General features: G+C 39.0%; 21 protein-coding genes. 11 read left to right on the forward strand and 10 right to left on the reverse strand.

Features of this window, described 5'->3' with window-relative positions; genetic code table 11:
* Positions 1-12 precede the first annotated feature (12 nt).
* Together I6E85_RS14700 and I6E85_RS14705 are read left to right on the forward strand one after the other, a co-directional pair.
* Positions 13-1,287 carry a sugar MFS transporter gene (locus I6E85_RS14700; protein ID WP_197237065.1) on the forward strand — a complete coding sequence of 425 codons (1,275 nt, stop codon included), beginning with the start codon at positions 13-15 and terminating at the stop codon, positions 1,285-1,287.
* Positions 1,287-3,839: an exo 1,3/1,4-beta-D-glucan glucohydrolase gene (locus tag I6E85_RS14705; RefSeq protein WP_197237066.1), complete on the forward strand. Its 2,553-nt coding sequence runs from the start codon at positions 1,287-1,289 to the stop codon at positions 3,837-3,839. The genes I6E85_RS14700 and I6E85_RS14705 overlap by 1 nt, the downstream gene beginning before the upstream one ends.
* A 189-nt stretch (positions 3,840-4,028) precedes the next feature.
* Here the strand turns inward: I6E85_RS14705 and I6E85_RS14710 are convergent, their stop codons facing one another.
* Together I6E85_RS14710 and I6E85_RS14715 are read right to left on the reverse strand one after the other, a co-directional pair.
* Positions 4,029-4,982 (reverse strand): GGDEF domain-containing protein, encoded by a 954-nt coding sequence (locus I6E85_RS14710; RefSeq protein ID WP_197237067.1) that lies wholly within the window; start codon positions 4,980-4,982, stop codon positions 4,029-4,031.
* A gap of 354 nt (positions 4,983-5,336) precedes the next feature.
* Positions 5,337-6,227, reverse strand: a complete 891-nt coding sequence (locus tag I6E85_RS14715) for a TIGR01777 family oxidoreductase (RefSeq protein ID WP_010552533.1) — start codon at positions 6,225-6,227, stop codon at positions 5,337-5,339.
* A 170-nt stretch (positions 6,228-6,397) separates the two neighbouring features.
* Between I6E85_RS14715 and I6E85_RS14720 the strand changes: the two genes are divergently transcribed.
* Positions 6,398-7,435 carry an AI-2E family transporter gene (locus tag I6E85_RS14720; protein ID WP_007585280.1) on the forward strand — a complete coding sequence of 346 codons (1,038 nt, stop codon included), beginning with the start codon at positions 6,398-6,400 and terminating at the stop codon, positions 7,433-7,435.
* An 83-nt stretch (positions 7,436-7,518) separates the two neighbouring features.
* On the opposite strand, the gene I6E85_RS14725 is transcribed toward I6E85_RS14720, so the two are convergent.
* The 6 genes from I6E85_RS14725 to I6E85_RS14750 form a co-directional block, all read right to left on the reverse strand.
* Positions 7,519-8,601 carry an FAD-dependent oxidoreductase gene (locus I6E85_RS14725; RefSeq protein ID WP_197237068.1) on the reverse strand — a complete coding sequence of 361 codons (1,083 nt, stop codon included), beginning with the start codon at positions 8,599-8,601 and terminating at the stop codon, positions 7,519-7,521.
* A 124-nt stretch (positions 8,602-8,725) separates the two neighbouring features.
* The gene (locus I6E85_RS14730; protein ID WP_197237069.1) at positions 8,726-9,136 is read right to left on the reverse strand and encodes a hypothetical protein; all 411 of its coding nucleotides are present in this window, start codon (positions 9,134-9,136) and stop codon (positions 8,726-8,728) included.
* Positions 9,123-10,460: an ATP-binding protein gene (locus tag I6E85_RS14735; protein WP_010552535.1), complete on the reverse strand. Its 1,338-nt coding sequence runs from the start codon at positions 10,458-10,460 to the stop codon at positions 9,123-9,125. Before I6E85_RS14735 ends, I6E85_RS14730 begins: the two co-directional genes overlap by 14 nt.
* A complete protein-coding gene (locus I6E85_RS14740; RefSeq protein WP_007375447.1) occupies positions 10,454-11,128 on the reverse strand; it encodes a response regulator transcription factor in 675 nt (224 codons plus the stop codon). The genes I6E85_RS14735 and I6E85_RS14740 overlap by 7 nt, the downstream gene beginning before the upstream one ends.
* A gap of 3 nt (positions 11,129-11,131) precedes the next feature.
* The gene (locus I6E85_RS14745) at positions 11,132-11,389 is read right to left on the reverse strand and encodes a PepSY domain-containing protein (protein WP_002959808.1); all 258 of its coding nucleotides are present in this window, start codon (positions 11,387-11,389) and stop codon (positions 11,132-11,134) included.
* A gap of 162 nt (positions 11,390-11,551) precedes the next feature.
* Complete coding sequence (locus I6E85_RS14750) at positions 11,552-11,854, reverse strand: YciI family protein (protein ID WP_010552536.1); 303 nt, start codon at positions 11,852-11,854, stop codon at positions 11,552-11,554.
* A 189-nt stretch (positions 11,855-12,043) separates the two neighbouring features.
* Here I6E85_RS14750 and I6E85_RS14755 point away from each other — a divergent pair, with 189 nt between their 5' ends.
* Together I6E85_RS14755 and I6E85_RS14760 are read left to right on the forward strand one after the other, a co-directional pair.
* Positions 12,044-13,468: a sodium-dependent transporter gene (locus I6E85_RS14755; protein WP_024590912.1), complete on the forward strand. Its 1,425-nt coding sequence runs from the start codon at positions 12,044-12,046 to the stop codon at positions 13,466-13,468.
* 111 nt (positions 13,469-13,579) lie between these two features.
* Positions 13,580-14,032, forward strand: a complete 453-nt coding sequence (locus tag I6E85_RS14760) for a hypothetical protein (RefSeq protein WP_197237070.1) — start codon at positions 13,580-13,582, stop codon at positions 14,030-14,032.
* 53 nt (positions 14,033-14,085) lie between these two features.
* Here the strand turns inward: I6E85_RS14760 and glp are convergent, their stop codons facing one another.
* Positions 14,086-15,303, reverse strand: coding sequence for a gephyrin-like molybdotransferase Glp (gene glp / locus I6E85_RS14765; RefSeq protein WP_197237071.1), 1,218 nt, complete (start codon positions 15,301-15,303; stop codon positions 14,086-14,088).
* A 45-nt stretch (positions 15,304-15,348) separates the two neighbouring features.
* On the opposite strand from glp, the gene modA reads away from it, so the two are divergent.
* From modA to I6E85_RS14780, 3 genes are read left to right on the forward strand one after another with little or no spacing between them, the layout of a single operon-like run.
* Complete coding sequence (modA, locus tag I6E85_RS14770) at positions 15,349-16,101, forward strand: molybdate ABC transporter substrate-binding protein (protein WP_197237072.1); 753 nt, start codon at positions 15,349-15,351, stop codon at positions 16,099-16,101.
* Positions 16,088-16,765 (forward strand): molybdate ABC transporter permease subunit, encoded by a 678-nt coding sequence (gene modB, locus I6E85_RS14775; protein WP_002959821.1) that lies wholly within the window; start codon positions 16,088-16,090, stop codon positions 16,763-16,765. The genes modA and modB overlap by 14 nt, the downstream gene beginning before the upstream one ends.
* Before the next feature lies 1 nt (position 16,766).
* Complete coding sequence (locus I6E85_RS14780; protein WP_197237073.1) at positions 16,767-17,795, forward strand: ATP-binding cassette domain-containing protein; 1,029 nt, start codon at positions 16,767-16,769, stop codon at positions 17,793-17,795.
* On the opposite strand, the gene moeB is transcribed toward I6E85_RS14780, so the two are convergent.
* The gene (gene moeB / locus I6E85_RS14785) at positions 17,796-18,554 is read right to left on the reverse strand and encodes a molybdopterin-synthase adenylyltransferase MoeB (RefSeq protein WP_197237074.1); all 759 of its coding nucleotides are present in this window, start codon (positions 18,552-18,554) and stop codon (positions 17,796-17,798) included.
* 288 nt (positions 18,555-18,842) lie between these two features.
* On the opposite strand from moeB, the gene I6E85_RS14790 reads away from it, so the two are divergent.
* The 3 genes from I6E85_RS14790 to I6E85_RS14800 are packed head-to-tail and all read left to right on the forward strand — an operon-like array spanning position 18,843 to position 23,286.
* Positions 18,843-20,312 (forward strand): NarK family nitrate/nitrite MFS transporter, encoded by a 1,470-nt coding sequence (locus tag I6E85_RS14790; RefSeq protein WP_197237075.1) that lies wholly within the window; start codon positions 18,843-18,845, stop codon positions 20,310-20,312.
* A 13-nt stretch (positions 20,313-20,325) separates the two neighbouring features.
* Positions 20,326-22,083 carry a bifunctional protein-serine/threonine kinase/phosphatase gene (locus tag I6E85_RS14795; RefSeq protein ID WP_197237076.1) on the forward strand — a complete coding sequence of 586 codons (1,758 nt, stop codon included), beginning with the start codon at positions 20,326-20,328 and terminating at the stop codon, positions 22,081-22,083.
* Between the two features lie 9 nt (positions 22,084-22,092).
* The gene (locus tag I6E85_RS14800; protein ID WP_197237077.1) at positions 22,093-23,286 is read left to right on the forward strand and encodes an alginate export family protein; all 1,194 of its coding nucleotides are present in this window, start codon (positions 22,093-22,095) and stop codon (positions 23,284-23,286) included.
* The last annotated feature ends 175 nt before the right edge of the window (positions 23,287-23,461 follow it).

The raw sequence follows: 23,461 nt of genomic DNA on the forward strand, positions 1-23,461 counted from the left end.
TGCGGAGAGCACATGGCTAGTTCAGCACCACTGACATCACACACACAGTCGCAAAACCACCAAGATAAAAACTATGGTTTTGCACTTACATCTTTAACTTCACTGTTTTTTATGTGGGGTTTTATTACCTGCTTAAATGATATTTTGATTCCGCATTTAAAAGCGGTTTTCGATTTAACGTATGTACAAGCAATGCTTGTGCAGTTTTGCTTTTTTGGCGCTTACTTTTTAATGTCACTCCCTAGTGGACACATTGTTAAAAAGCTTGGTTATAAAAAAGGAATCGTGGTTGGGCTTTTAATTGCGGCAGTAGGGTGTGTCTTATTTTACCCAGCAGCGTCTTTACATAGTTATCCTGTGTTTTTATTCGCTTTATTTGTACTTGCCAGTGGCATAACGTTATTACAAGTATCTGCAAATCCTTATGTAAGTTTGTTGGGTTCTGCAAAAACAGCGTCTTCTCGTTTAACGCTTACTCAAGCTTTTAACGCGTTAGGTACTACGGTTGCACCATCATTTGGTGCTCTGTTAATTCTGGACTCAGCGTCAGATGCCTTTTTAACACCGGCACAAAATGCAGAATCAGTACAACTTCCTTACCTCCTTTTAGCTGCAATGCTTATTTTACTAGCCGGTATTTTTGCATGGCTTAAATTGCCAGACATTATGAGTGAACAAAAAGAAGCGGCTAAAAACTCAGACACTATTGAGGGCAGTGCATGGCAATACCGCCACCTAACATTAGGTGCTGTGGGCATATTTATGTATGTTGGCGCAGAAGTGGCAATTGGTAGCTTTTTAGTAAGCTTTTTAGCACAAGAACATATTGCAGGACTAAAAGAGCATGTTGCAGCTCATTACATCACTTATTATTTTGGTGGTGCTATGGTTGGGCGTTTTATTGGTGCTGCTGTAATGCAAAAATTACCCGCTGGTAAAGTACTTGGCTTTAACGCAACCATGGCTATTATCTTAGTCATTATTGCCATGAGCACGTCGGGTCAATTAGCAATGTGGTCAATACTATTGGTTGGTTTATTCAATTCTATTATGTTCCCCACTATTTTTAGTTTAGCGTTAAATGGACTTGGTAAGCATACCGCTCAAGGCTCTGGTATTTTGTGTTTGGCGATTGTGGGTGGTGCAATAGTGCCACTTTTACAAGGTGCACTTGCTGATAGTGTGGGTGTTCAACTTTCGTATGTTTTACCTATTTTATGTTACATATTTATCGTGTTCTATGGTTTAAGCGGTAGTAAACCAGTTCAAGCGCAGGAGACTCTATAATGAAAACCCCTTTTACACTTAATAAAATAGCCTTAGCAACATTAATTGCATCAGTAGGTACTTTATTGGCTTGTTCAAACGACGCAGTAACATCGGTTGAAACTAATGAAACGTTATCTAAAACAGCGCAAATTTGGCCAAAACTTAATATTGCCGTTAAAAAAGATGCCGATATTGAAGCTAAAATAGTTAACTATTTAAAAGCCATGACGCTTGAGCAAAAGGTTGCTCAAATGATTCAGCCAGAAATTCGTGATATTACCGTTGAAGACATGCGTAAATATGGCTTCGGTTCATACCTTAATGGCGGTGGTGCATTCCCTAATGGCGACAAACATGCAACACCAATGGACTGGGTGGCCTTAGCAGAGAGCTTTTATCAAGCTTCTGTCGATGACTCAGTTGATGGCAGTAGTATCCCAACTATGTGGGGCACCGATGCAGTACATGGTCATAATAACGTAATTGGCGCGACGCTTTTTCCACATAACATTGGTTTAGGCGCGGCTAATAACCCAGATTTAATAGAGCAAATAGCGTCTATTACCGCAGTAGAAGTAATGGCTACGGGGATAGATTGGGTATTTGCACCCACAGTTGCCGTAGTGCGCGACGATCGCTGGGGAAGAACCTACGAAGGTTACTCAGAAGATCCAAAAATTGTACATGATTACTCAGCAGCGATTGTAAATGGATTGCAAGGTAAAGCCGATGGCGACTTTTTAAGTGATAAGCGTGTTATTAGCACGGTTAAGCACTTTATTGGCGATGGCGGCACCGTTGATGGGGATGATCAAGGAAATAATATAGATAGCGAACAGTCGCTATTTGATATTCATGCCCAAGGTTATGTAGGTGGTTTGTCGGCGGGTAGCCAATCAGTTATGGCGTCTTTTAATAGCTGGAATGGCGTTAAAAATCACGGCAATAAATACTTACTTACAGATGTATTAAAAACACGTATGGGTTTTGATGGTTTTGTAGTGGGTGATTGGAATGGTCATGGGCAAATTAAAGGCTGTACTAACGAAAGCTGTGCACAAGCCGTTAATGCAGGCCTTGATATATTTATGGTGCCAACAGGTGCCTGGAAGCCACTTTATAACAATACAATTGCGCAAGTTAAGTCAGGCGAAATTAGTATGAGCCGCATTGATGATGCGGTTTCACGTATTTTACGCGTTAAGTTACGCGCTGGTTTATTTGATAAACCAAGTCCGGCTAAGCGTCTTTACTCGGGTAAAACAGAACTTATTGGCGCGCAAGAGCATCGCGAAGTCGCACGTCAAGCTGTGCGCGAATCGCTTGTATTACTTAAAAATAAAAATAACCTATTACCTATCGCAGCTAATCAACGCGTACTTGTTGCAGGTGATGGTGCTGATAATATAGGTAAACAGTCGGGTGGTTGGAGTATTACGTGGCAGGGGACTAATAATAAAAATGCTGATTTCCCTGGAGCAACGTCAATTTACAAAGGGCTTGAAGAACAAATATCTGCAGCAGGTGGAAGTGTTACTTTAAGTGCTGATGGCACGTTTGAACAACGTCCTGATGTTGCCATTGTTGTATTTGGTGAAGAACCTTACGCAGAAGGGCACGGCGATAAAGATAACCTTGAGTTTGAGCGCGGAAATAAAAAGTCATTAGCACTTTTAAGCTCGCTAAAAGAGCAAGGTATCCCTGTTGTATCGGTGTTTATATCAGGTCGACCTATGTGGGTTAACAGCGAACTTAACGCATCTGACGCGTTTGTAGCTGCATGGTTGCCAGGTACAGAAGGCGCAGGTATTGCTGATGTTTTATTAAAAGCGGCAGACGGCACCATTCAAAATAACTTTAAAGGTAAATTATCGTTTTCTTGGCCTAAATCAGCGGTACAAACTGCGGTTAATAAAGGCGATGAAAATTACGACCCATTACTTCCTTATGGTTTTGGTTTAACGTACGGCGATAAAAACGTGTTAGCTGACGACCTTGATGAAGACTCTAAACTTGATAACTCAGGGCTTACGAGTATGGATATACTTGTTGGTGCACCTGTAGCGCCATGGCGCTTATTGTTAAAATCGGGCGATGAGCTTTTAGATGTATCGAGTAGTACTCATGAATTTGGTGCAATTAAATACCGAACTGAGGACAAAATAGTACAAGAAGACGCGCGCCAATTTAACTTTAGCGGTGCAGAAAAAGCCAGTGCTGAAATAGTAACAAGCTTTGCAGAAGATACCATTGCCTACGTTGAAGCCGATAGTGTGATTAGTTTTGATATTAAATTAAACGAAGCACTAACGAGCGATATAGCACTTGCTATGACTTGCTCGGGTGAATGTGGTGCAAGCATTGATTTAGCAAACGTAGTGGATAAAACCATTGAGAATAAATGGCAGTCAGTATCAATCGATTTAGGTTGTTTTGCTGATAAGGGTGTTAATTTTGCAAACCTAACAAGCCCATTTAGCTTACGCAGCAATGGTAAAGCGTCAATTTCTGTGGCTAATATTCAGTTTGTGCCAAATAAGGCAGGCGAAGCTACACTGTCTTGTAAGTAGTTTATTAACTCTATTGTGTGTATACCAAAGCCCTTCGAATGAAGGGCTTTTTTTATGTAGAGGATTAATACTAACCTGCATAAATACTTGAGCTAATTAATATAACTAAATAGGAACAAGTCGCTATAAATACAAAGAGTTACCACGTTTTTATAGGAAGAACCTTTTTTATAATAGCTTGTAAAATAATTAGCACTGCATTAAGAGGTTTTTTTCGTCAAAGCTAACTACTTTATCTCTGCCGGTTTCTTTAGCAAGATAAAGGCGTTTATCAGCCAACGACAGTAAGTCTTTTACACTCATTTTACCATTTACAGAGTGACTCACTCCCGCGCTCACAGATAGTTTTATATGCGCGTTTTGATAATAAAACGGATGCTTAGAAATATTTTCACGTAAGTGCTCTGCATATTCTTTAGCTGCTCGTAGGGAATAGTCTGGTAGTAATATTGCAAATTCTTCACCGCCTATTCTGGCGCAAATACCCTCATCAATAAATTGCTCTTTTATGTGCTGCGCAATCCATTTAATTGCTTGATCGCCCGTGTTGTGGCCGTACTTATCGTTTACATGCTTAAAAAAGTCGATATCTAGAATAATTATAGATACATTTATATCATTGTTATTAGGTTGTTTAAGGACTGCTTTGGCGTTATTAAAGAAACCTCTGCGATTAAATAACTGTGTAAGAGAGTCGGTATTGGCAAGGTTCGATAGCGTATATTCACTATTAGAAAATAACAAAAATGGCAGTATAAGAGCACTCAGTGTGGCTAATAGTAAATGACTAATAAGCACAATTTGCAAAGGGGTTGCTACATCTTGAATACTCGAACTAAGTACCGGTATTGATAGAAATATAGCATTTAAAAACATAACTCCACTGTGCACTAAAAAGCAGGTAATTAACGCCTTTTTCTGGGCTTTAGCAACAAAGCTCATGCTTTTGATTAAATACGCTGTGTAAATAAATAATCCGGCAATTACTAAACTCGTTAGCATTTTTGCTGCACCGAAAGGATAAATTGCCAATAACAATAAGCTAGAAAAACCAAATATGCAGTAAAGAGGCATTAAGCTAATATTTTGTACGTTTTTGTATTTATATAGTCCAACAATAATTAAAAGTGGGCTAGTAATCATTGAAACACTAGCTAAATAGTGGGTTATTAAAGGAAAGTCTATGAATAAGCGCAAACATGCCAGTATTTCGGCTAATGCAAATGTGGCACAGGCTAAACCAAATAATAAAAAAGATGTTTGTTTTTTATATTTATAAATTGAGAGAAAAAATAAGCTTATTAATAAGTTAAGGATAAAAGAGAAGAAGATCACAGTAGGCAAATGAAACATGATTTATTCTCTTTATTATAAAATGATGAAATATATATTTAACTAACTGTTGTAATTATTATGTATTAATAAGAAAAGGTCAATTCAGTTAAAAGGATTGCTTTTTCAATTTTTATATTTTACCTCAAGAATTATTAACGCCCGCTAAACCAAACTCTCTAAAGCTGATTTAATATCAGGATGATGAAAACGATAATTATGAACGAGCGCCTTTTTAGGGACTACAAATTGTCCCGTTGTTAGTAAGTCTGACATTTCACCCATTAATAGTTTAAGTACTGCAGTGGGCATAGTGATAAATGCAGGTCGCGATAACGCCTCGCCTAAGCTTTTACCAAATTGAGCATTGCTTACAGGATTTGGCGCAGTTGCGTTAACAGGGCCAGATATTTCTGGATGCTTAATAATAAAGAGTATTAGCTGAATCATATCGTCGATGTGTATCCACGACATTCCTTGCTCGCCATTACCAATTGGGCCGCCTAAACACAATTTAAAGGCAGGGAGCATTTTACTTAATGCTCCACCTTTTTTAGCTAAAACAATACCCGTGCGCAAAAGGCACACTCTGGTGTGTTCTGATTGCGCGAGTAGCGCTGCATTTTCCCAGTCTTTACAAAGCTGGTGGCTAAATTCGTCGTGTGGGTTTTCAAAAGTTTCATCAATAGGGTTACTATTTTGTCGACCATAAAACCCAACGGCGCTTCCAGATATATAAGTATGCGGGGCAGTGCTACAAGCTTTAATAGCTTCACTAATTTGTTGTGTAACACCAATACGGCTGTCGCGTATTATTTGCTTTTGTTTGTCGCTCCAGCGTTTATTTACAATAGGTTCGCCAGCTAAATTAATAACAATATCAACAGTGTTAAAATCTACTGCATTGACATTGCTTACGGCTTTAACTTTATGGCCCAATAATACGTTTGCTTTAGTCGGATTTCGGCTAAGCACAGTAACAGTATTATGATGAAGTAAAAAAGGGCATAAGTGCTTACCAATTAATCCCGTCGCGCCAGTAACAAATATATGCATTATTAATCCTTACAATAAAATAGTAGCAAGTGATTAAAAAACATACTCGCTAGCAAACAGCTTTGCAAATTTATACGTAAAACAGGCTTTTATGATCACTTCGTAATTATTTCATTTAATTACCTTTTGCCTTACACTAAAGCCATATCATTAATAAAAGGATTAATAAATTGGCAAGTTTAACTGGAGTAAATAAAAGCTTAATAGTTTTTGCTTCCTTAGTGGTCGTACTCGCGGGGATAAAAGCGGCAAGTGTAATTATTATTCCGTTTATTTTGGCGGCGTTTATTGCCATTATTTGTAATCCGCTTATCAAGTTTTTTGCGCGCTACCGAATTCCTAAAGGCATTGCTGTTATGTTGGTAGTGCTTATCATAGTTGGCTTAGGTGTAAGCCTTGGCGGGCTTGTAGGGCAATCAATAAACGATTTTTCGCAGCAACTTCCTGAGTATAAAACACAACTCAAAGAAGAATTTGTATGGCTTGTAGATTTAGCATCTCAATACAACATACTGATTAATAAAGAGCAGTTAATCAATATGTTCGACCCAGGTAAAATGGTTGATGTAGCCACTAATATGCTCACCGGTTTAGGTGGCGTAATGGCAAACATGTTTTTAATTATTTTAACCGTTGTTTTTATGTTGTTTGAAGGGCCAATGCTGAGCAAAAAAATACACATGGCACTTGAAGATCCCGATAGCAAAATGAAGCAAATTGACCGCTTTTTAGAGTCTATTAATTCATATCTGGCAATTAAAACGCTAGTAAGTTTAGGTACGGGTATTATTGCTGCGTTTTACTTATGGATTTTAGACGTTGACTACTTTGTGCTGTGGGGGGTATTGGCATTTATGTTCAATTACATTCCTAATATTGGGTCAATTATTGCGGCTGTACCGGCTGTATTACTTGCGCTTATTACTCAAGGTCCGTTAATTGCGGGTTTGGTTGCTGCAGGTTATTTAACAATAAATACGGTGATGGGCAATATTGTAGAACCTAAGTTTTTGGGCAAAGGGCTGGGTCTTTCAACGCTAGTGGTATTTTTATCATTAATATTTTGGGGCTGGTTATTAGGTACTGTGGGTATGCTTTTATCTGTGCCCTTAACTATGATTGTAAAAATAGGCTTAGAAGCCAGTGCTGAAGGTAAGTGGGTTGCCACTCTACTAGGCAGTGGCGAAGACGTTGCTAAAAATAACTAACATCTATAACTATCAAGGGCTGTAAAATTATGGCCTTTGATAGTTAAATACTCGGTTACTAATACTAGTTATTGAGTGTTCGGCTATTGATCAGTAAACGAATTGATAGCTTCATCAACTGCGTTTATTGCGCCTTCTAAATATCCAGCTTCTAGTTTTGCAAACTCACTCGCTACAAAATGAATATTAAGGTTACTTAATTGCTCATCTAAGCCTGAAAAATCAAATTCTGGGTGCTGCGAAGGCTGAGTTTGATCGTCTCTATTAGCTACAAACTTATCGTCTGCCCAGTCTTTAATAAAATACCCCGTTGCCTTTTCAGCATCCTTACCATAAAAATAGCTAAGCTGTTGGACACAGGCTTGAATTAATTGCTCTTTAGTTACTTGGTTTCGTGATAAGTAGGGCACACCTATAAAGCCAAATAATGCGGCGTAATTGCCATCTTCAGCACTGGCATCGTGAATTTCAACCATTGGGCCTACGCGACTAAAGCATTGCCCTGATAAGTTTTTATCACGCCAAAATGCATGTTCAAAAGTAGTTATAAACTTGGCTTGTCCTGCCATCCATGTAGGTACACTACTAAGGCGGTTTATGAGCGTTGGAGTAGCCCATAGTTCAGGTGTTAAGTGTGTTGTAACCATACGAGCAGGAATTGCTGAAATTAGTTTTTCAGTAGTAAAGTGCTTTATATTACCTAAGTGATTAACCGTAATTTGCCAGTTATTATCACCTTTTTTAAGCTCAGTGACATTGTGTTCTAATAACACTGAATCAGGATTAAGTTGCTCGTATAAGGCAGTTATTAAGGTATTCATGCCGTGTTTGAGTCTAAATAACTGCATATCTCCAGCACCTGCAATTTGTTGAGGCTGCTTGGAGTTAGGTGCTTGATATAACACATCACCTTTGTTGTATTGCTCAAATATACTTAAGTGGAGTGACTTTATTAAAGCTTGGATTTTTGGTTGGTGAGGAAATATCCACGTAGGACCCAAATCAAAACTAACATCGTTATTTATTGGTGATTGCGCAGCAAAAATTCGGCCGCCTAATTGCGATTTGGCTTCCAGTAATAAGTACTCAATATTAAGCAGTTGTAATTTATACGCACAGTATAAGCCGGCCAGTCCGCCACCTATAATTATTACTGGTTTAGTCATTTGTTTACCTATTAGCTATTTAGCAATCTACTAGTAGGTAGTTTGTTTTGATATGAATAAATTGTCAAGTAGGCTAAAGGGAACGAGTAGATAAACGTAACTAGTTTAGTGTGCTTAAGTTACGTTAAAATGGGTGTTTTAGTGATTCTGTAAATTGATTTATAAGCTCTATTTCACAGAGTTTATAGCTAATGGCCGCTGTTGTCGCATTAGGAAGTTTTATTAAGTAACGCCATTGGCAGGCGCTCGCAAGGTACTTTTCGTTATTTTTAATGCTGCGCATAAATAACGGCAGTACTTGCGTATTACCTGTGCTTTCTTGTGATTTAGTTAGCTCATATTTGCGCTTTTGTATCCAACTGCCTTGTGCTTGCTTTGCTTTATCAATCTGGCTATCTAGGCATTGAATATACCGCTTAGCTTCATCGGTTGTTGCTTTAGCGGCTAAAGTACATGCCTCATCTGCAAAGCTGTACTGGCTTGTAGCTAATAGCACAATGGCAGTTAGTTTTAATAAATAGTTACTTTTTGTCATTGTAATTAAACTCTAAGATAAATTGAGCGCCGGCTAAGTTATCAGCATCGGTAATGGTAAGCGTCCCGTTATACGACTTAACTAAATCAGATACAATCGCCATGCCTACGCCGTGTCCGCTTTCGTATGTATCGAGGCGAGTACCACGTGTAAGTAAAGATTCACGTTTATCCTCTGGCACACCAGGGCCATCATCGCTAATTCCAATACACAGAGTTTTACTTTGGATTACTTGTATTTCTACTTGCGAGCGACACGCTTTACAGGCGTTATCAATCAAGTTACCGAGTAATTCCATTAAATCTGTTTGGTCACCTAAAAAGTAATCTTTTTCGGTTACGGTGCAGGTAAAAATAATATCTTTATCACGGTATACTTTTGCCATAGCACTGAGTATTGAATCGAGTACTGGCTTAATAGGTGTTTGCTTTTTCCATGTGTCTGATGCACCCGTTGCAGCACGCTTTAATTGGTGCTCGATCATCACATTAATTCGGTCGAGTTGTTCTTGTGCATCGGCATCGTTTGCCAATGGACTTGATTTTAGTACTGCAAGCGGTGTTTTAAGTGCATGAGCAAGGTCGCTTAATGAGGCTCTGTAGCGCTCTTTTTGGCGCTGTTGCGACTCAAGTAGCAAGTTTAGGTCTGCTTTTATTGTTTGCAGCTCTACAGGGTAGAGGCCTTTAATTTCTTGAATATCACCCGATTCAATCGCTTTTATTTCTTTATCGAGTCGTTGGAGTGGGCGAGCGCTCCAAATGAAACCAATCGCCATTAGGCCTGCAATTGCAATCCCCATGATAAACATCCAATCTACAAGGGTTTGCTTAAAGCCATCCATTATACGAAGTAGAGCGTCGTTACGTTTGACTAATATAAAGCGAGCTTGTTCTGATTGATCTATGTTGTTTAAAATTACAGTCAGGCTAAGTTGCCAGTACGCGGTATTATTATACTCCACGCGCCTGAAGTCGGCGGCACCGGCTTTGGTCTCTATTTGTTGAGGTACATAGTTTAAATTTACAGCCGATTCTGAGTTCCAAACAGGGTCATCATCGCGGTAAATCATTGCGTAGGTATCTGAATTTAATCTGTTTAACTCAGGCGCTAAAATAGTGCTGGGCATAATAATACCATGCTCAGTAAAGTCGACTTCAGATATTAGCGAGTAGAGCTGTGCCTCGAGGGTTTTTTCTGTCGCATCAACCAGTGAAGCGTAATACGCTTTGCCAATTGAATAAAATAAGATAGGGAGTGCGACTAATAAAACAAAGACAAGAATAAATCCTTGCCTTATTTTTAACGATATTTGCGGTATTACCACTGGCTTTTAAGCCTGTAACCACGCCCACGTAGTGTTTCAACTGGGTTTAGTACGCCTTCTGGATCAAGCTTTTTACGCAAACGTAGTACAAATACTTCAATTACGTTTGAATCAAGGTCAAAATCTTGGTCGTAAATATGCTCAGTAAGTTCTGATTTAGAAATTACTTTTTGCGGATTTACCATTAAGTATTCAAGTACTTTATATTCGTAAGCTGTAAGGCTAAGTTCTTTATCATCAACCCATACTTGTTGTGAACGTGTATGAATTTTAATTGGACCCGCAGTCATTTCTGGATTTGCTTTACCAGCACTGCGACGAATTAATGCATTACAACGTGCAATAAGTTCTTCAACATGAAATGGTTTTGTAAGGTAGTCATCTGCACCTGCATCTAAACCTTCTACTTTATCTTGCCAGCGATCGCGCGCTGTTAAGATTAAAATAGGGATAGTAATGCCTTGTGCTCGTGCTTTATTGATTAGCTCAATACCGTCTATTTTAGGTAAACCTAAATCAACTACGGCCATATCAAGCGGGTATTCTGTAATGTGGAAAAGACCTGCTTCACCATCGTGACATAAATCCACGCTGTAACGTTCTTTTTCTAAAGCATTACGTAGGTTATCTGCTAAATGTAAATCGTCTTCAATAACTAAAATTCGCATTTGTTAATCCTTTTTCACTTCGCCGGTTTTTTTATTTATATGTAAATCAACGACGTGGCCGTCAGATTTGAGTATTCGTACGGTATAAAAATCTGTTTTTTCGGTAATTTTTAAGGTCTTACCGCCTATTGTTTTCTTTGCAAGTATTACGGCTTTCTTTTTGTCCACCTCAGCATGAGATGCTTGGGTGGCCGTCGCTGCTTGAGCAAAGTTAGCTAAGCTAACACAAGCAATAAAACCGAGGCTTAATAATACGCGCATAATGGAAAACTCCTAGACCAGACCCACTTAGTTTAATTAACTAAGTTACTAAAATTCAAGTAAAAACGCTAAATTCGCTTTTATCTCAGTAATTTTAATTAAAATCTTGTGAACAAACCCTGAATTACAGTGCAACACACGCTCTTAGGGTTTAATACACTTTTAAGCAGGGAACACTTTTTTGAAAGGTTTAACAATTGTATTTTCATAGATGCCAGCGGCAACGTAAGGGTCAGCTGCTGCCCACTCTCGAGCTGCTTCTATTGACTCAAACTCAGCAACAACTAATGAACCGGTAAAACCTGCTTCTTGAGGATCTTCACTATCGACTGCCGGAAACGGACCCGCAGTTAATAAACGGTTTTGTGAATCAAGCTCACTAAGGCGTGCTAAATGTGCCGGGCGTGCTGCTTTTCTAAGCTCTAAGCTGTTTTCAACGTCTGTTGAGTGAATCATGTACAACATAAGGAATCTCATAAAAATTGTTAAATTTGATTAACGCAATACTACCACAGCGTTGAAAATTGGTGAATTAAAAGCGTATTTACACAGGTTTACACTTCGATTTTATTTTTAAGCTGTAATTGCTTGAAAATCTCTGTGTAACACTGGTAGAGTCGCTGAAATATACAAAATAATAAAAAGGTTTTATGCATGAGCGAAAATAGAGAACGATTTAGTTCCCGTCTCGGATTCATAATGGCAGCGGCAGGTTCGGCTGTTGGTATTGGTAATTTAGTTGGTTTTCCGGTTTCTGCTACCAAAAATGGTGGTGGCGCATTCTTATTAATTTACGCTTTATTTGTCGTGTTCATTTGTTTACCAGTCATGATGGCTGAAATGGCAATGGGTCGTAACGCTCAAAAAGATCCACTTGGTTCGTACAAGCTATTATCTACTAACGATAAAAAATGGAAGCTAGCAGGTTTTTTAGCGGTGCTTACACCATTTATGATTGCTGTGTTTTATATGGTAATTACGGTTTGGATTTTTGGTTACTTAACGCAAACAGGCCTCGGTAATTTAGATTTACTTGCAGATCCTGGCCACTTTGGTGTTTTTATTAATAGTTACACTGTGTTTGGTTATATGGCCGTTGTGGTTATTATTGTTAACTTAATTTTATTAGGGGGTGTTAAACAAGGCATAGAAAAAGCCGCTAAATTTTTAATGCCAGCCTTACTTTTCATGCTACTTGCTTTAGTTACTTATGTATTAACGCTTGATAACGCAATGGCCGGTGTAAAATACTACATTATTCCTGATTTTTCTAAGATGAGTGCAAGTGTACTTAATGGCGCATTAAGCCAAGCGTTTTTCTCGCTATCGCTGGGTATGGGTATATTAATGACTTACGCGTCGTACATTTCTAAAAAGGATGACATTGTAAGTAGCGCTAAAATGGTCGCTATTACAGACTCACTCGTTGCGTTTGTAGCGGGCCTAATGGTGTTGCCCGCTATATTTAGCTTTGATCCAAACACAGACCCATCAGCACTTTCTGACTCGTCTGTATCAATGATTTTTGTATACCTACCTAAAATATTATTAGCACTGCAAAATGATATTGGCTATGTAGGTGCATCTATTGTTGCGTTCTCATTCTTCTTATTAGTATTTTTTGCAGCGATTACTTCACTTGTTTCAATAGTAGAAGTCCCGACTGCAACACTAAGTGACCGTAAAGGTATTAGCCGTAAAAAAGCATTGGGCATCCTTACACTTTCAACCGGTGTACTTACTATTTTATGTACAATGTCGTTTGGTATGATTGACAGCCTCACATCTTTCACCAGTTATGGCGGCGTTAATAAGAGCTTTTTTGATATTATTGTTGATGTATTTTACGACACAATTTTACCGCTTAATGGCTTAATGGTGTGTTTGTTTGTAATGTACCGCTGGAAAAAAGCACGCTTAACACAAGAGCTAAGCTTAGGTTCGCCTAATTATGCGGGAAGCTTGATGGAAAAGTACGTTAACTTTTCACTTTCAACGTTTATTCCTGTCATTCTAGCTGTGATATTTATAAATACAGTGGCGACTAAGTTTTTTGATTTAAAAATATTTGGTTTTTAAATAGACCTCTTTAAAAGCTTATTGAATAATATAATGCCGCTCAGTTAAGCTTAGCGGCATTTTTTATGAGCGTTTTTTTCAGGTATCTGGTAACTATTAAAAGGATTTAAAATGAATAAAATTATTATTGGGTTTGCTTTTGCTATTTCACCATTTGGCGCATTTGCACAAAGCGCTGATGGTTGGCCAGAAGGCGGTGCAATGCACACGGGCAATACTTATAATTTAGAGGGCAATAGATACAAAACTAAAATCAGTAAAATGATGGATGAAATCTACCCACAACTAAATGACGATTACCAAGTAGATGCAGTTAAAGCACAAATAAAAGCATGGGAGCAGTATATAGATGCTACATGTAACGTTGTTGGCATAGCAACGGGTGCCGGTGGCTCTTGGCCCTCAACGTATAGTGTTAAATGCGAAAGAAGCCTAAGTTATGATAGATACTTTGCGACTAAAAATGCGCTAAAGTGTGTTAATAGATTAAGCAAAGAAGAGTTTGTAGGACATAGCGAAAAGTTAAATTGTTTAATTCAAACATTAAATATAAAAATATTTTAAGACCTACATAGCGCTACAGCTAAATTATACAGTTAGCTGTAGCATTTTAGGCTTTATAGCAACTCAATACTTACAGTTGCGCCTTTTTCGATATTGCCGCTTTGTGCTGGCACTACAATTAAGCAGTTAGCTTTACTAAGCGACGAAAGTACACCCGAGCCCTGTTTATTAAACGGGGCAACCACTAAGTCACCTTGCTCGTTAATTGTTGCTGTACCGCGTTGAAAGTCAGCTCTGCCAGGGCGCTTTTTAATAACGGATGTAGTAACCGCGTTAAATCGCATTTTAGGGTTTACTTCACCAAGACCCGACAACTTTTGCAGTGCAGGCTCTACTAACTGATTAAACGTAACAGCAGCCGACACAGGGTTACCTGGCAAGCCAAAAAAGTAACTGTTAGCTAGTTTACCAAAGGCAAAAGGTTTGCCTGGTTTCATGGCTATTTTCCAAAAGTGTATTTCGCCAATTTCGTTGAGCACTTCTTTAGTAAAGTCGGCTTCACCAACCGATACACCGCCTGAGCTTATTACGGCATCGGCAAGTTCGTTCGCTTTCAAAAATGCATTAGTAATGAGTTCTTTGTCATCAGGGATTATTCCTAAATCAATCACATCGATATTTTTTTGTTGCAGCGCACTAATAATAACAGCGCGGTTACTTTCAAAAATAGCGCCTTGCTTAAGAGGCTGACCAGGTTCAATTAGCTCATCGCCTGTAGAAAGCACGGCTATTTTTAAGGTTCTTACCACGTCTATATTGGCAATTCCCAAAGATGCAAGTAACCCCACATCAACGGCTTTTAATTTATCGCCTGCTTTTAAAATAACATCGTCGATTGCAATGTCTTCGCCAGCAAAACGTACGTTTTCATTTAGCTCAGGTTGCGCAGTAAACGTAATTTTATCGCCATCAACCGAGGCGTTTTCTTGCATTACAACGCCGTTAGCGCCGGGTGCAATGGCGGCGCCGGTCATTATTCTTACGCATTGCCCTGGGGTAAGCGTTTTTTCAAAAACTTGCCCCGCAAACACGCTACCTACTTGTGTATAGGTTAAGCTTTTATCTGAAATACATAGCGCATAGCCATCCATTGCGGAGTTATCATGAGCTGGTACGTTTATAGTTGATTTAACATCGCTCGCTAAAACGCGATCAACGCTTTGCATTATAGTGATGGTTTCAACATCTTTAACAGGCGTTATTGAGCCAAGTATATTTTGTATTGCAGTTTCAATTGGCAATAAACCGGGTGCATTGCAAACATCGTTCATATATATTGCTTACTTAAATCATTTTATTTTGAAACAATACTTATAATGTCAAAGCTTTACAATACATGGTTGGGTTATTTTTTGCTTATAGCATGCACGCTTTCGTGCGGCGTAAACGCAAAAGAAACGCTGCAAGTAGCCGTAGCGAGTAATTTTAAAACTGTATTGCAAACCCTACTAAAAAAAAACCCATTACCTAATGTTGACGTGAAAATATCAGCTGCTTCTAGCGGTGTTTTATATTCGCAAATAGTGCATGGTGCGCCATTTGATGTGTTTTTATCGGCTGACGGTTTTCGACCGCAATCACTTATTAAAGAAGGTTATGCCGAGCAAAGTAGCTTAATCACTTACGCGTTAGGCGAACTTGCTTTGTGGCAACCCAAAGCTGAAAAAGTAAATGATAAAGTAGCCATTGCTAATCCACGTTTTTCACCATACGGGCGTGCCTCAGAGCACTACGCTAATAACCATTTTAAAAAGCCAGTAAATTATGTGTACGGTAATAACATTACGCATGCTTTTCAGTTTGTTGAAAGCGGTAATGTAGGAGTAGGGCTGGTGGCTGTTTCATCGCTAAAGGCGGCTTACAGTAACACGCAAGATCAAAAATATTTAGATTATACCGTGCTGCCTACCAATCAATATCCCGATATAATTCAACAAGGCGTTATTATTAGCTCGACTAAAAAGCATGCTAGCGCTAAGCAACTTATGCAATTTTTAATGGCAGAAGCTACGCAGCAGCAGTTAATTGAATTAGGTTACAGAATAAAGGACAACAATGCTTCAAAGTGATTTAACCGCGCTGTGGTTAACTATAAAACTTGCCTTTATAACCGCAGTACTCCTTCTTGTTTTTTGCATTCCACTGGCTTACAAGCTCGCTGGCTATAACGGTAAATTTAAACCATTTTTAGAGGCATTAATTGCAATGCCTTTAGTGCTGCCGCCTACGTTATTAGGGTTTTACTTACTTGTTTTATTTTCGCCTGATCACGCTTTTGGGCAGTTTTGGTTTTGGCTAACGGGTACACAGCTTGCGTTTAGTTTTCAGGGCGTGGTTATTGGCTCGCTTTTTTATTCGCTGCCTTTTGTTATGCAGCCACTTGTGGCTGGGTTTAAGCATATTAATCAAACCTATAACGAAGCTGCCATTGCGCTTGGTTTAAGCCCGTTTAAACGTTTTGTACATTTAATTATTCCGCTTTTAAAACCCAGTATTGGTAGCGCATTTGCTTTAGGCTTTGCGCACACATTGGGTGAGTTTGGTTTGGTATTAATGATTGGCGGTAATATTCAGGGGCAAACACAGGTGGTGTCTATTGCGCTTTATGACCATGTTGAATCGTTAAATTATACGGCGGCGCATCAGCTTTCACTTATTTTACTGGCTATTTCGTTTGCCTGTTTAGTGCTGTTATTTAAGTTTAATAAAAGCATTGTAGGGGTTAAGCAATAACATGATTAAGTTAAGCCTTTTTAAAGCACTCAATAATTTTGATTTAGATATAAACCTTGAGCTTGAGTCGTTTAATGTATTGGGTGTTTACGGACCTTCTGGCTCGGGTAAGTCAACATTGCTGCGTTGTATTAGCGGTTTAGAGCCTGCAAAAAGTGTTTATGTAAACAATCAGCCAGTGCATGAGTTGCCAAGCGATAAACGCGGTATTACGCTTCAGTTGCAATCGTGCCCGTTGTTTCCTCATTTAGATGTGGCAGGTAATTTAGCGTTTACACAAAAACACTGTGGGAATAAGCAAACCAGCTTAACGCTTCAATACGTTGTTAAAACACTTGAATTACAAGATTTACTAAACCGTGATGTACAAAGCTTATCGGGTGGCGAACGCCAACGTGTAGTATTTGCGCGTACGCTATTAGCCGGTCAGAAATTTATAATGCTTGATGAGCCTTTTAGTGCGCTTGATTGGTCATTGCGCTTTAAAACGCTCACTAAACTTAGCGAGTTTGCAGTTAAGTTTAATATTAAATTTATAATAGTAAGTCACTCATTAAAAGAGCTGCTATTTTGCTGCGATACCCTTATTCAGCTTGATAAAGGTAAGGTGATAAACCAAGGTGCAAGTGCACACGTTGCAAAAGCTATTTATGCAAACGATAGACAAACACCGCTGAGCTTAATTAATTACAATGTGGTTAAATTTGATGAAGACTACGGGCTATATCAACTGCAATTACAGCAAAGTGAGCAACCGCTTTTTGTGCTTCCTGCACTTATAGATAGCAGTAATAAGCTAATTATAGAAAGTGAGCAAATGTCGTTTAGTGCGTTAAAGCCTGAGCAAACAACGCACAGTAATGTTTTAAAGTCGATATTAACTCAGGCTGAGCTTATTAATAATAAGTGGCAGCTAACGCTTAATGTAGATGGGCAAACATTGTATTGCTTGGCTTCAAGACGAGTGTGGGACAAAAACGACTTTAAAGTGGGCGATGTGCTTTATACAACAATCAGCAATCTAGAATAACTAAATGCTGCACACCGCACATTGACTGTTTTTAGCTATTTTAAAACGATTAAACTCCATGCTTAAACCATCCACCAGCAATAAGTGTTCGCTTAAGCCGCTGGGTAAACCAGCAAGCATTTTTAGCGCTTCAGTAGCCTGAATACTGCCTATTAGCCCCACAATTGGGGAAAGTACGCCGGATTCAGAGCAGCTTTGTGTTTGTTCACTAAAAAATTGCGATAAACAACCATAACAATGGCTGTTTTCATCCATAGTAAAACAGGCGACTTGTCCTTCCATACGTATTGCAGAGCCTGACACCAGCGGAACTTTAGCCTTAAAACAGGCGCTATTAAGTGCATTGCGCGTTGCTAGGTTATCTGAGCAATCAATCACTATATCAATGTTATTAAATAATTGTTCTGTAAAGGTACTTGCATCAAAAAATGCCTTAATAGTGTTTATATCTATTTCACTATTAAGCGCGTTAAGCTGTTTTTTAGCAGCACTGCATTTTGAGCTACCAATATCACTTTCTTTATACAGTATTTGCCTTTGTAGGTTGGTCACGTCTATTTCATCGTTATCAACTAAGGTAAGCGTCCCAACGCCAGATGCCGCTAAGTATTGACCTACCGCACACCCAAGCCCACCCACACCAATAATTAAGGCATGCGATTGCCATAGTCGCTCTTGCCCGTCTATATCAAGCTGCGGGAGCATAATGTGCCGAGAATAGCGCAGTTGCTGCTGGTAAGTTAGCGGTGTTTTTTGCATTTTTAAAATCTCAACCTTTTTTTGAACAATACCAAGTTGTTAAATCCAAGAGCAAGTAGTAACGCTTTTTATTTGCACTCTAACAACCCAGAGCCCTTCACTCATATAGTGCAACTATAACGTATAAAAATAACTGTTGCATGTAACCATATGAAATTTATGGTTTTTAATTAGTGGCTCAGTAATTGCTATATCGGGTTAACTTAAATTTAACAAACATTGGGCTGCTACTCATATAAAAGGGTGGGGCATTAATAAAACAATAATACGTTTACGAGGAAAATAAACATGCAACCGAGTTCTGGGTTTAACCTAATATCGTTTAGCGGAAAAATGAAAGTATTGCATCTGAGTTGGATGGTCTTTTTTGTGTCATTTTTTGTATGGTTTAACCATGCTCCTTTATTAGGTGCCATAGCGGGTTCACTTGGGATCACCATGGCACAAGTTAAAACATTACTAATTTTAAATGTAGCGTTAACTATTCCAGCGCGTGTTGTGGTGGGTATGCTAACCGATAAATTTGGTCCCCGTATTGTTTATGCGGCACTCCTTATTAGCTGTAGTATTCCATGTTTTATGTTTGCTATGGCAACCACATTTGAGCAAGCCGCAATAGCGCGTTTTGCTTTAGGCTTTATTGGTGCTGGCTTTGTTGTGGGCATTCGAATGGTGAGTGAATGGTTTCCTGCTAATGAGTTGGGTATAGCTGAAGGTATTTATGGCGGCTGGGGTAATTTTGGATCAGCAGCAGCGGCTATGTTATTACCAATTATTGCACTTATGTTTGGTGGCGAAGATGGTTGGCGTTATGCAGTAGGTTTAACCGGTGTATTAAGCGTTATATTTGGTGTTATTTGGTATTTAAATGTAACCGATACGCCAAAAGGTGGTACATACTTTAAACCTAAAAAAGTAGGCGCAATGGAAGTAACCAGTAAAGGCGACTTTGTATTACTGCTTATTATGAAAATTCCTATGTACGGCGCATTAGCATTACTTACTTGGAAGCTTTCGCCAACCGGTGCTAACTTAATTTCGGCTAATTTTGTACTTGCTGTGTATGCTTTTTTAGTTCTACTTTATATTTACGAAGTATATAAAACCTTTGACGTAAATGGTCATATTTTTAAAGAGCCAGTACCTGAGTCGCATCGTTATGAGTTTAAGCAAGTAGCTGTTTTAAATATTTTATATTTTACAACTTTTGGTTCTGAGCTTGCGGTTGTCTCTATGTTGCCGCTGTTTTTTATGGATGTATTTGCGCTTGATATGGTGTATGCCGGTATTTTAGCCTCTGCTTACGCATTCATGAACTTAGCATCTCGCCCTGGTGGCGGTTGGATTTCAGATAAATTGGGTCGTCGTATAACACTTATTGTACTTACGATGGGTCTTGCTGTTGGTTATTTTGTAATGGGCTTGGTTGATGCATCGTGGCCTTTATGGCTTGCTGTAGTAGCTGCTATGGCATGTTCGTTCTTTGTGCAAGCCGGTGAAGGCGCTGTATTTGCCGCAGTACCACTAATTAAGCGTCGTTTAACAGGGCAAATTGCAGGTATGACAGGGGCTTACGGTAATGTTGGTGCAGTAGTTTACTTAACTGCATTGTCACTTGTTGATTATAAAACCTTCTTTTTCATTATTGCGGGTAGTGCATTACTTGGCTTAGGCGCACTATTTTTTATGAAAGAACCAGACGGGCATATTACCGAAGTAAATGAAGACGGCACCGTTGAACTTATTTCAGTGACTTAAGGCATTATTGACTATGTTTGATGAAACACACCACGCTAAAGCGCTTGAAAATGAACTCAACGTTTCATTTGGCGGGCACAGCGCTAAAGGGTTAAAAGCAGAAAACCAAGATGCGTTTGCTGCTCTTAATACCAAAGCGCAAGAAAAAGAGTCTAAAGGCGTTATTGCCTGCTTAGCCGATGGGTGTTCATCAGCAAAAAATGCTAAACAAGCGTCTCAACTTTCGGTTACTCATTTTATAAATGAGTATTTAAATACCCCCGAAAGTTGGGCGGTTAAAAAGTCAGTGTCGAAGGTGTTAGCAAGTTTAAATCAGTGGCTTTATTCGCAATCAGTTAATTACAATCACTTAGGTCAGCGCCAAGCCGATTGGATGACGACTTTTACAGCACTTATTTTAAAGTCGGCAACGGGTTATATATTTCACTTAGGTGATACGCGTATTACTCGCTTGCGAGGAAATAAAATAGAGGCAATAACACGGGATCACAAAGTAAACGATACGCTAACGCGTGCACTTGGCGCACAACTTCATCAAGAAATAGATGTATACGAAGTTGACCTAAAAGCAGACGATATTTATATATTAACCTGCGATGGCGTACACGATGTGCTTCCACGTAGTGATATAGCTAAATTAATTAATGAACACGTTAATTTGGAGCACACTAATTTAGAAAATGCGGCTAAAGCAATTACCGAACTTGCATTAGCGCGAGGTAGTGACGACAACGTAAGTTGTTTGCTTGTAAAAGTAGAAAATATTGCCGAGCAAAAGTTAGATGAGCTTTATCATTCGCTAACACGACGAAAAATTCCACCTGCGCTTAATGTTGGTCAAAAAATTGATGACTACACGGTTATTCGTAAATTACATGCCAGTAGTCGCTCGCACATTTATTTAGTGCAACAAGCGCCCGATATACCGCCAGTGGTTTTAAAAGCACCTTCGGTTAATTTTGAAGACGATGTGCACTACCTTCAAGGCTTTATAAGAGAAGGCTGGGTAGGGCAACGCATAAACCATTTAAACGTGATGAAAGTGCTAAGTACGCAATCGCAGAGTCGTTTTTTGTATCATATTTGTGAGTACATGGACGGGCAAACACTCAGTGATTGGAAGCACGACGTCCCGCACCCAGAAATAACCCAAGTACGCAGTATTATTGAACAAATAGTACATGCACTAAGGGCGTTTCAGCGACTCGATATGGTGCATCGCGATTTAAAACTTGATAACGTAATGATAGATGCGCACGGTAAAGTAACGCTCATTGATTACGGCACCGTAAGTGTTGCGGCTATGGACGAGTCGGTTAAACAAATTGCGGATGATTGCCCGCAAGGCACTGCCGACTATACGGCACCCGAAACACTTATTACTATGCACGCCGATTTTAAAAGTGATTTGTTTTCACTTGGCGTGATTGCATATGAGTTATTGTGCTCAAAATTGCCTTACAAACCACTGCCACTTAACCACGTAGCGCCAAAAGATTATAGCCATTGGCACTACACAAGTATTCGTAAATACAGAGCCGATATTCCGTTTTGGTTAGATCAAGCCCTTATGAAGGCGCTTGCCCCTAAACCTGAGCTCAGATACCAAGCTTTTTCTGAGTTTATAAACGATATCAATAAACCTAACCCTTATTTAGAAAGTACCGCTAATAAAAGCTCAATACTAAAACGCGATCCAGTGATGGTCTGGAAATGTATTTCGCTGTGTTTATTTATTGCTTTGGTATGTGTATTAATAATTAAAACTTAGAGAACCAAAATGCTTAACTATAAGAACAACTTACCTATTATTTTTATACTGGGTTGCTTCACTGCGCCTTCAATAAGCCAAGCTTCGCAAACTGATCTTGATTTTAGACTGCGTTTTGAAAGCGTTGATCAAGACAATGCTTTAAAAGATGCAAGTGGCTTTACACTTAGAACCCGCTTAACGCATCAAACAGATGAGATGAATGGTTTTTCAGCCCTTATTGAAGTAGAAGACATTCGCAGCCTATTGGGCGTAGATGATTACAACAATACGGTGGGGAAAAATACTAATTACTCTGTTATTGCAGACCCAGAAAACACTGAGATTGACCAAGGCTTTGTTAAATATGTACGCGATGGTTTATCGCTAAAAGTAGGGCGCCAAGTAATAGCACTTGATGGACAGCGTTTTGTTGGGCACGTAGGTTGGCGCCAAGACAGGCAAACCTTTGATGCAGCAACCATTAATTACGCATTTAATAACATAGATTTACAATACAGTTATTTAAATAAGCGTAACCGCATATTTGCTGACGATAAAGACATTGAGTCGTCCGATCATCTAATTAATGCAAGCTTTAAAACAGACTACGGTAAAGTGGTTTTATACAGTTATTTATTAAGTGACGATGCACTACAAGACGACAGTTTAGACACTTATGGCGTTTCTTTTAACGGTAATAAAACCCTAAACGACATAAAGTTTTATTACAAAGCGGAGTATGCAACGCAGTCTGCCTCAACAAGCGTGAACGATTTTGATGCAGACTATTATGCACTTGAAGGCGCTGTGGATTTAAATGGTTTAGGCATAAAAACAGTAACATTAAAAGTTGGCATAGAGTCACTTGGCTCTGATAATGGCGATTACGGGTTTGCAACACCGCTTGCTACTTTACATAAATTTAATGGTTGGGCCGATACGTTTTTAAATACACCATCACAAGGCTTGGACGACGCTTATATTAGTTTAAATGGTAAAGCGTTTAACGGGAAATGGCTGGTGGCTTATCACCGTTTTGATGCCAATGAGCAATCAAATGGGGTTGACGATTTAGGCAATGAGCTAAACGTACAATACGTTAAACCTATTAATAAAACCTATTCTGTCGGTGCTAAATACGCTGATTACTCAGCGGGGGATACTGCTGCTAATAAAGTCGATACTCAAAAATTATGGGTATGGATGAGCGCTAAATTTTAACCCTCACTATCTTCTAATATCCTCTTGTAATTTATAGCGACACAAGATGGTGCAATTGCACCATCTTGTGGGGCTTTACGCTTTTCACCTCTGCACCAAAGTAGGCAACTTACTGATTTATAATGCTTATATATTTGGCTTGCATATTGCTATAACAATCCTATAACAAATTATT

Source organism: Pseudoalteromonas sp. NZS71, assembly GCF_015864715.1.
Classification (GTDB): domain Bacteria; phylum Pseudomonadota; class Gammaproteobacteria; order Enterobacterales; family Alteromonadaceae; genus Pseudoalteromonas; species Pseudoalteromonas arctica.

Excerpts from the sequence above, each read along its gene's own strand:
- I6E85_RS14710 (WP_197237067.1), bottom strand. The coding sequence starts at position 4,982 with ATGATTACTAGCCCACTTTTAATTATTGTTGGACTATATAAATACAAA.
- I6E85_RS14750 (WP_010552536.1), bottom strand. The coding sequence starts at position 11,854 with ATGTTGTACATGATTCACTCAACAGACGTTGAAAACAGCTTAGAGCTT.
- I6E85_RS14790 (WP_197237075.1), top strand. The coding sequence starts at position 18,843 with ATGCAACCGAGTTCTGGGTTTAACCTAATATCGTTTAGCGGAAAAATG.
- I6E85_RS14730 (WP_197237069.1), bottom strand. The coding sequence starts at position 9,136 with ATGACAAAAAGTAACTATTTATTAAAACTAACTGCCATTGTGCTATTA.
- I6E85_RS14705 (WP_197237066.1), top strand. The coding sequence starts at position 1,287 with ATGAAAACCCCTTTTACACTTAATAAAATAGCCTTAGCAACATTAATT.
- I6E85_RS14780 (WP_197237073.1), top strand. The coding sequence starts at position 16,767 with ATGATTAAGTTAAGCCTTTTTAAAGCACTCAATAATTTTGATTTAGAT.
- modB (WP_002959821.1), top strand. The coding sequence starts at position 16,088 with ATGCTTCAAAGTGATTTAACCGCGCTGTGGTTAACTATAAAACTTGCC.
- moeB (WP_197237074.1), bottom strand. The coding sequence starts at position 18,554 with ATGCAAAAAACACCGCTAACTTACCAGCAGCAACTGCGCTATTCTCGG.
- I6E85_RS14700 (WP_197237065.1), top strand. The coding sequence starts at position 13 with ATGGCTAGTTCAGCACCACTGACATCACACACACAGTCGCAAAACCAC.
- modA (WP_197237072.1), top strand. The coding sequence starts at position 15,349 with ATGTCAAAGCTTTACAATACATGGTTGGGTTATTTTTTGCTTATAGCA.
- I6E85_RS14760 (WP_197237070.1), top strand. The coding sequence starts at position 13,580 with ATGAATAAAATTATTATTGGGTTTGCTTTTGCTATTTCACCATTTGGC.
- I6E85_RS14795 (WP_197237076.1), top strand. The coding sequence starts at position 20,326 with ATGTTTGATGAAACACACCACGCTAAAGCGCTTGAAAATGAACTCAAC.
- I6E85_RS14715 (WP_010552533.1), bottom strand. The coding sequence starts at position 6,227 with ATGCATATATTTGTTACTGGCGCGACGGGATTAATTGGTAAGCACTTA.
- I6E85_RS14755 (WP_024590912.1), top strand. The coding sequence starts at position 12,044 with ATGAGCGAAAATAGAGAACGATTTAGTTCCCGTCTCGGATTCATAATG.
- I6E85_RS14745 (WP_002959808.1), bottom strand. The coding sequence starts at position 11,389 with ATGCGCGTATTATTAAGCCTCGGTTTTATTGCTTGTGTTAGCTTAGCT.
- glp (WP_197237071.1), bottom strand. The coding sequence starts at position 15,303 with ATGAACGATGTTTGCAATGCACCCGGTTTATTGCCAATTGAAACTGCA.
- I6E85_RS14800 (WP_197237077.1), top strand. The coding sequence starts at position 22,093 with ATGCTTAACTATAAGAACAACTTACCTATTATTTTTATACTGGGTTGC.
- I6E85_RS14740 (WP_007375447.1), bottom strand. The coding sequence starts at position 11,128 with ATGCGAATTTTAGTTATTGAAGACGATTTACATTTAGCAGATAACCTA.
- I6E85_RS14725 (WP_197237068.1), bottom strand. The coding sequence starts at position 8,601 with ATGACTAAACCAGTAATAATTATAGGTGGCGGACTGGCCGGCTTATAC.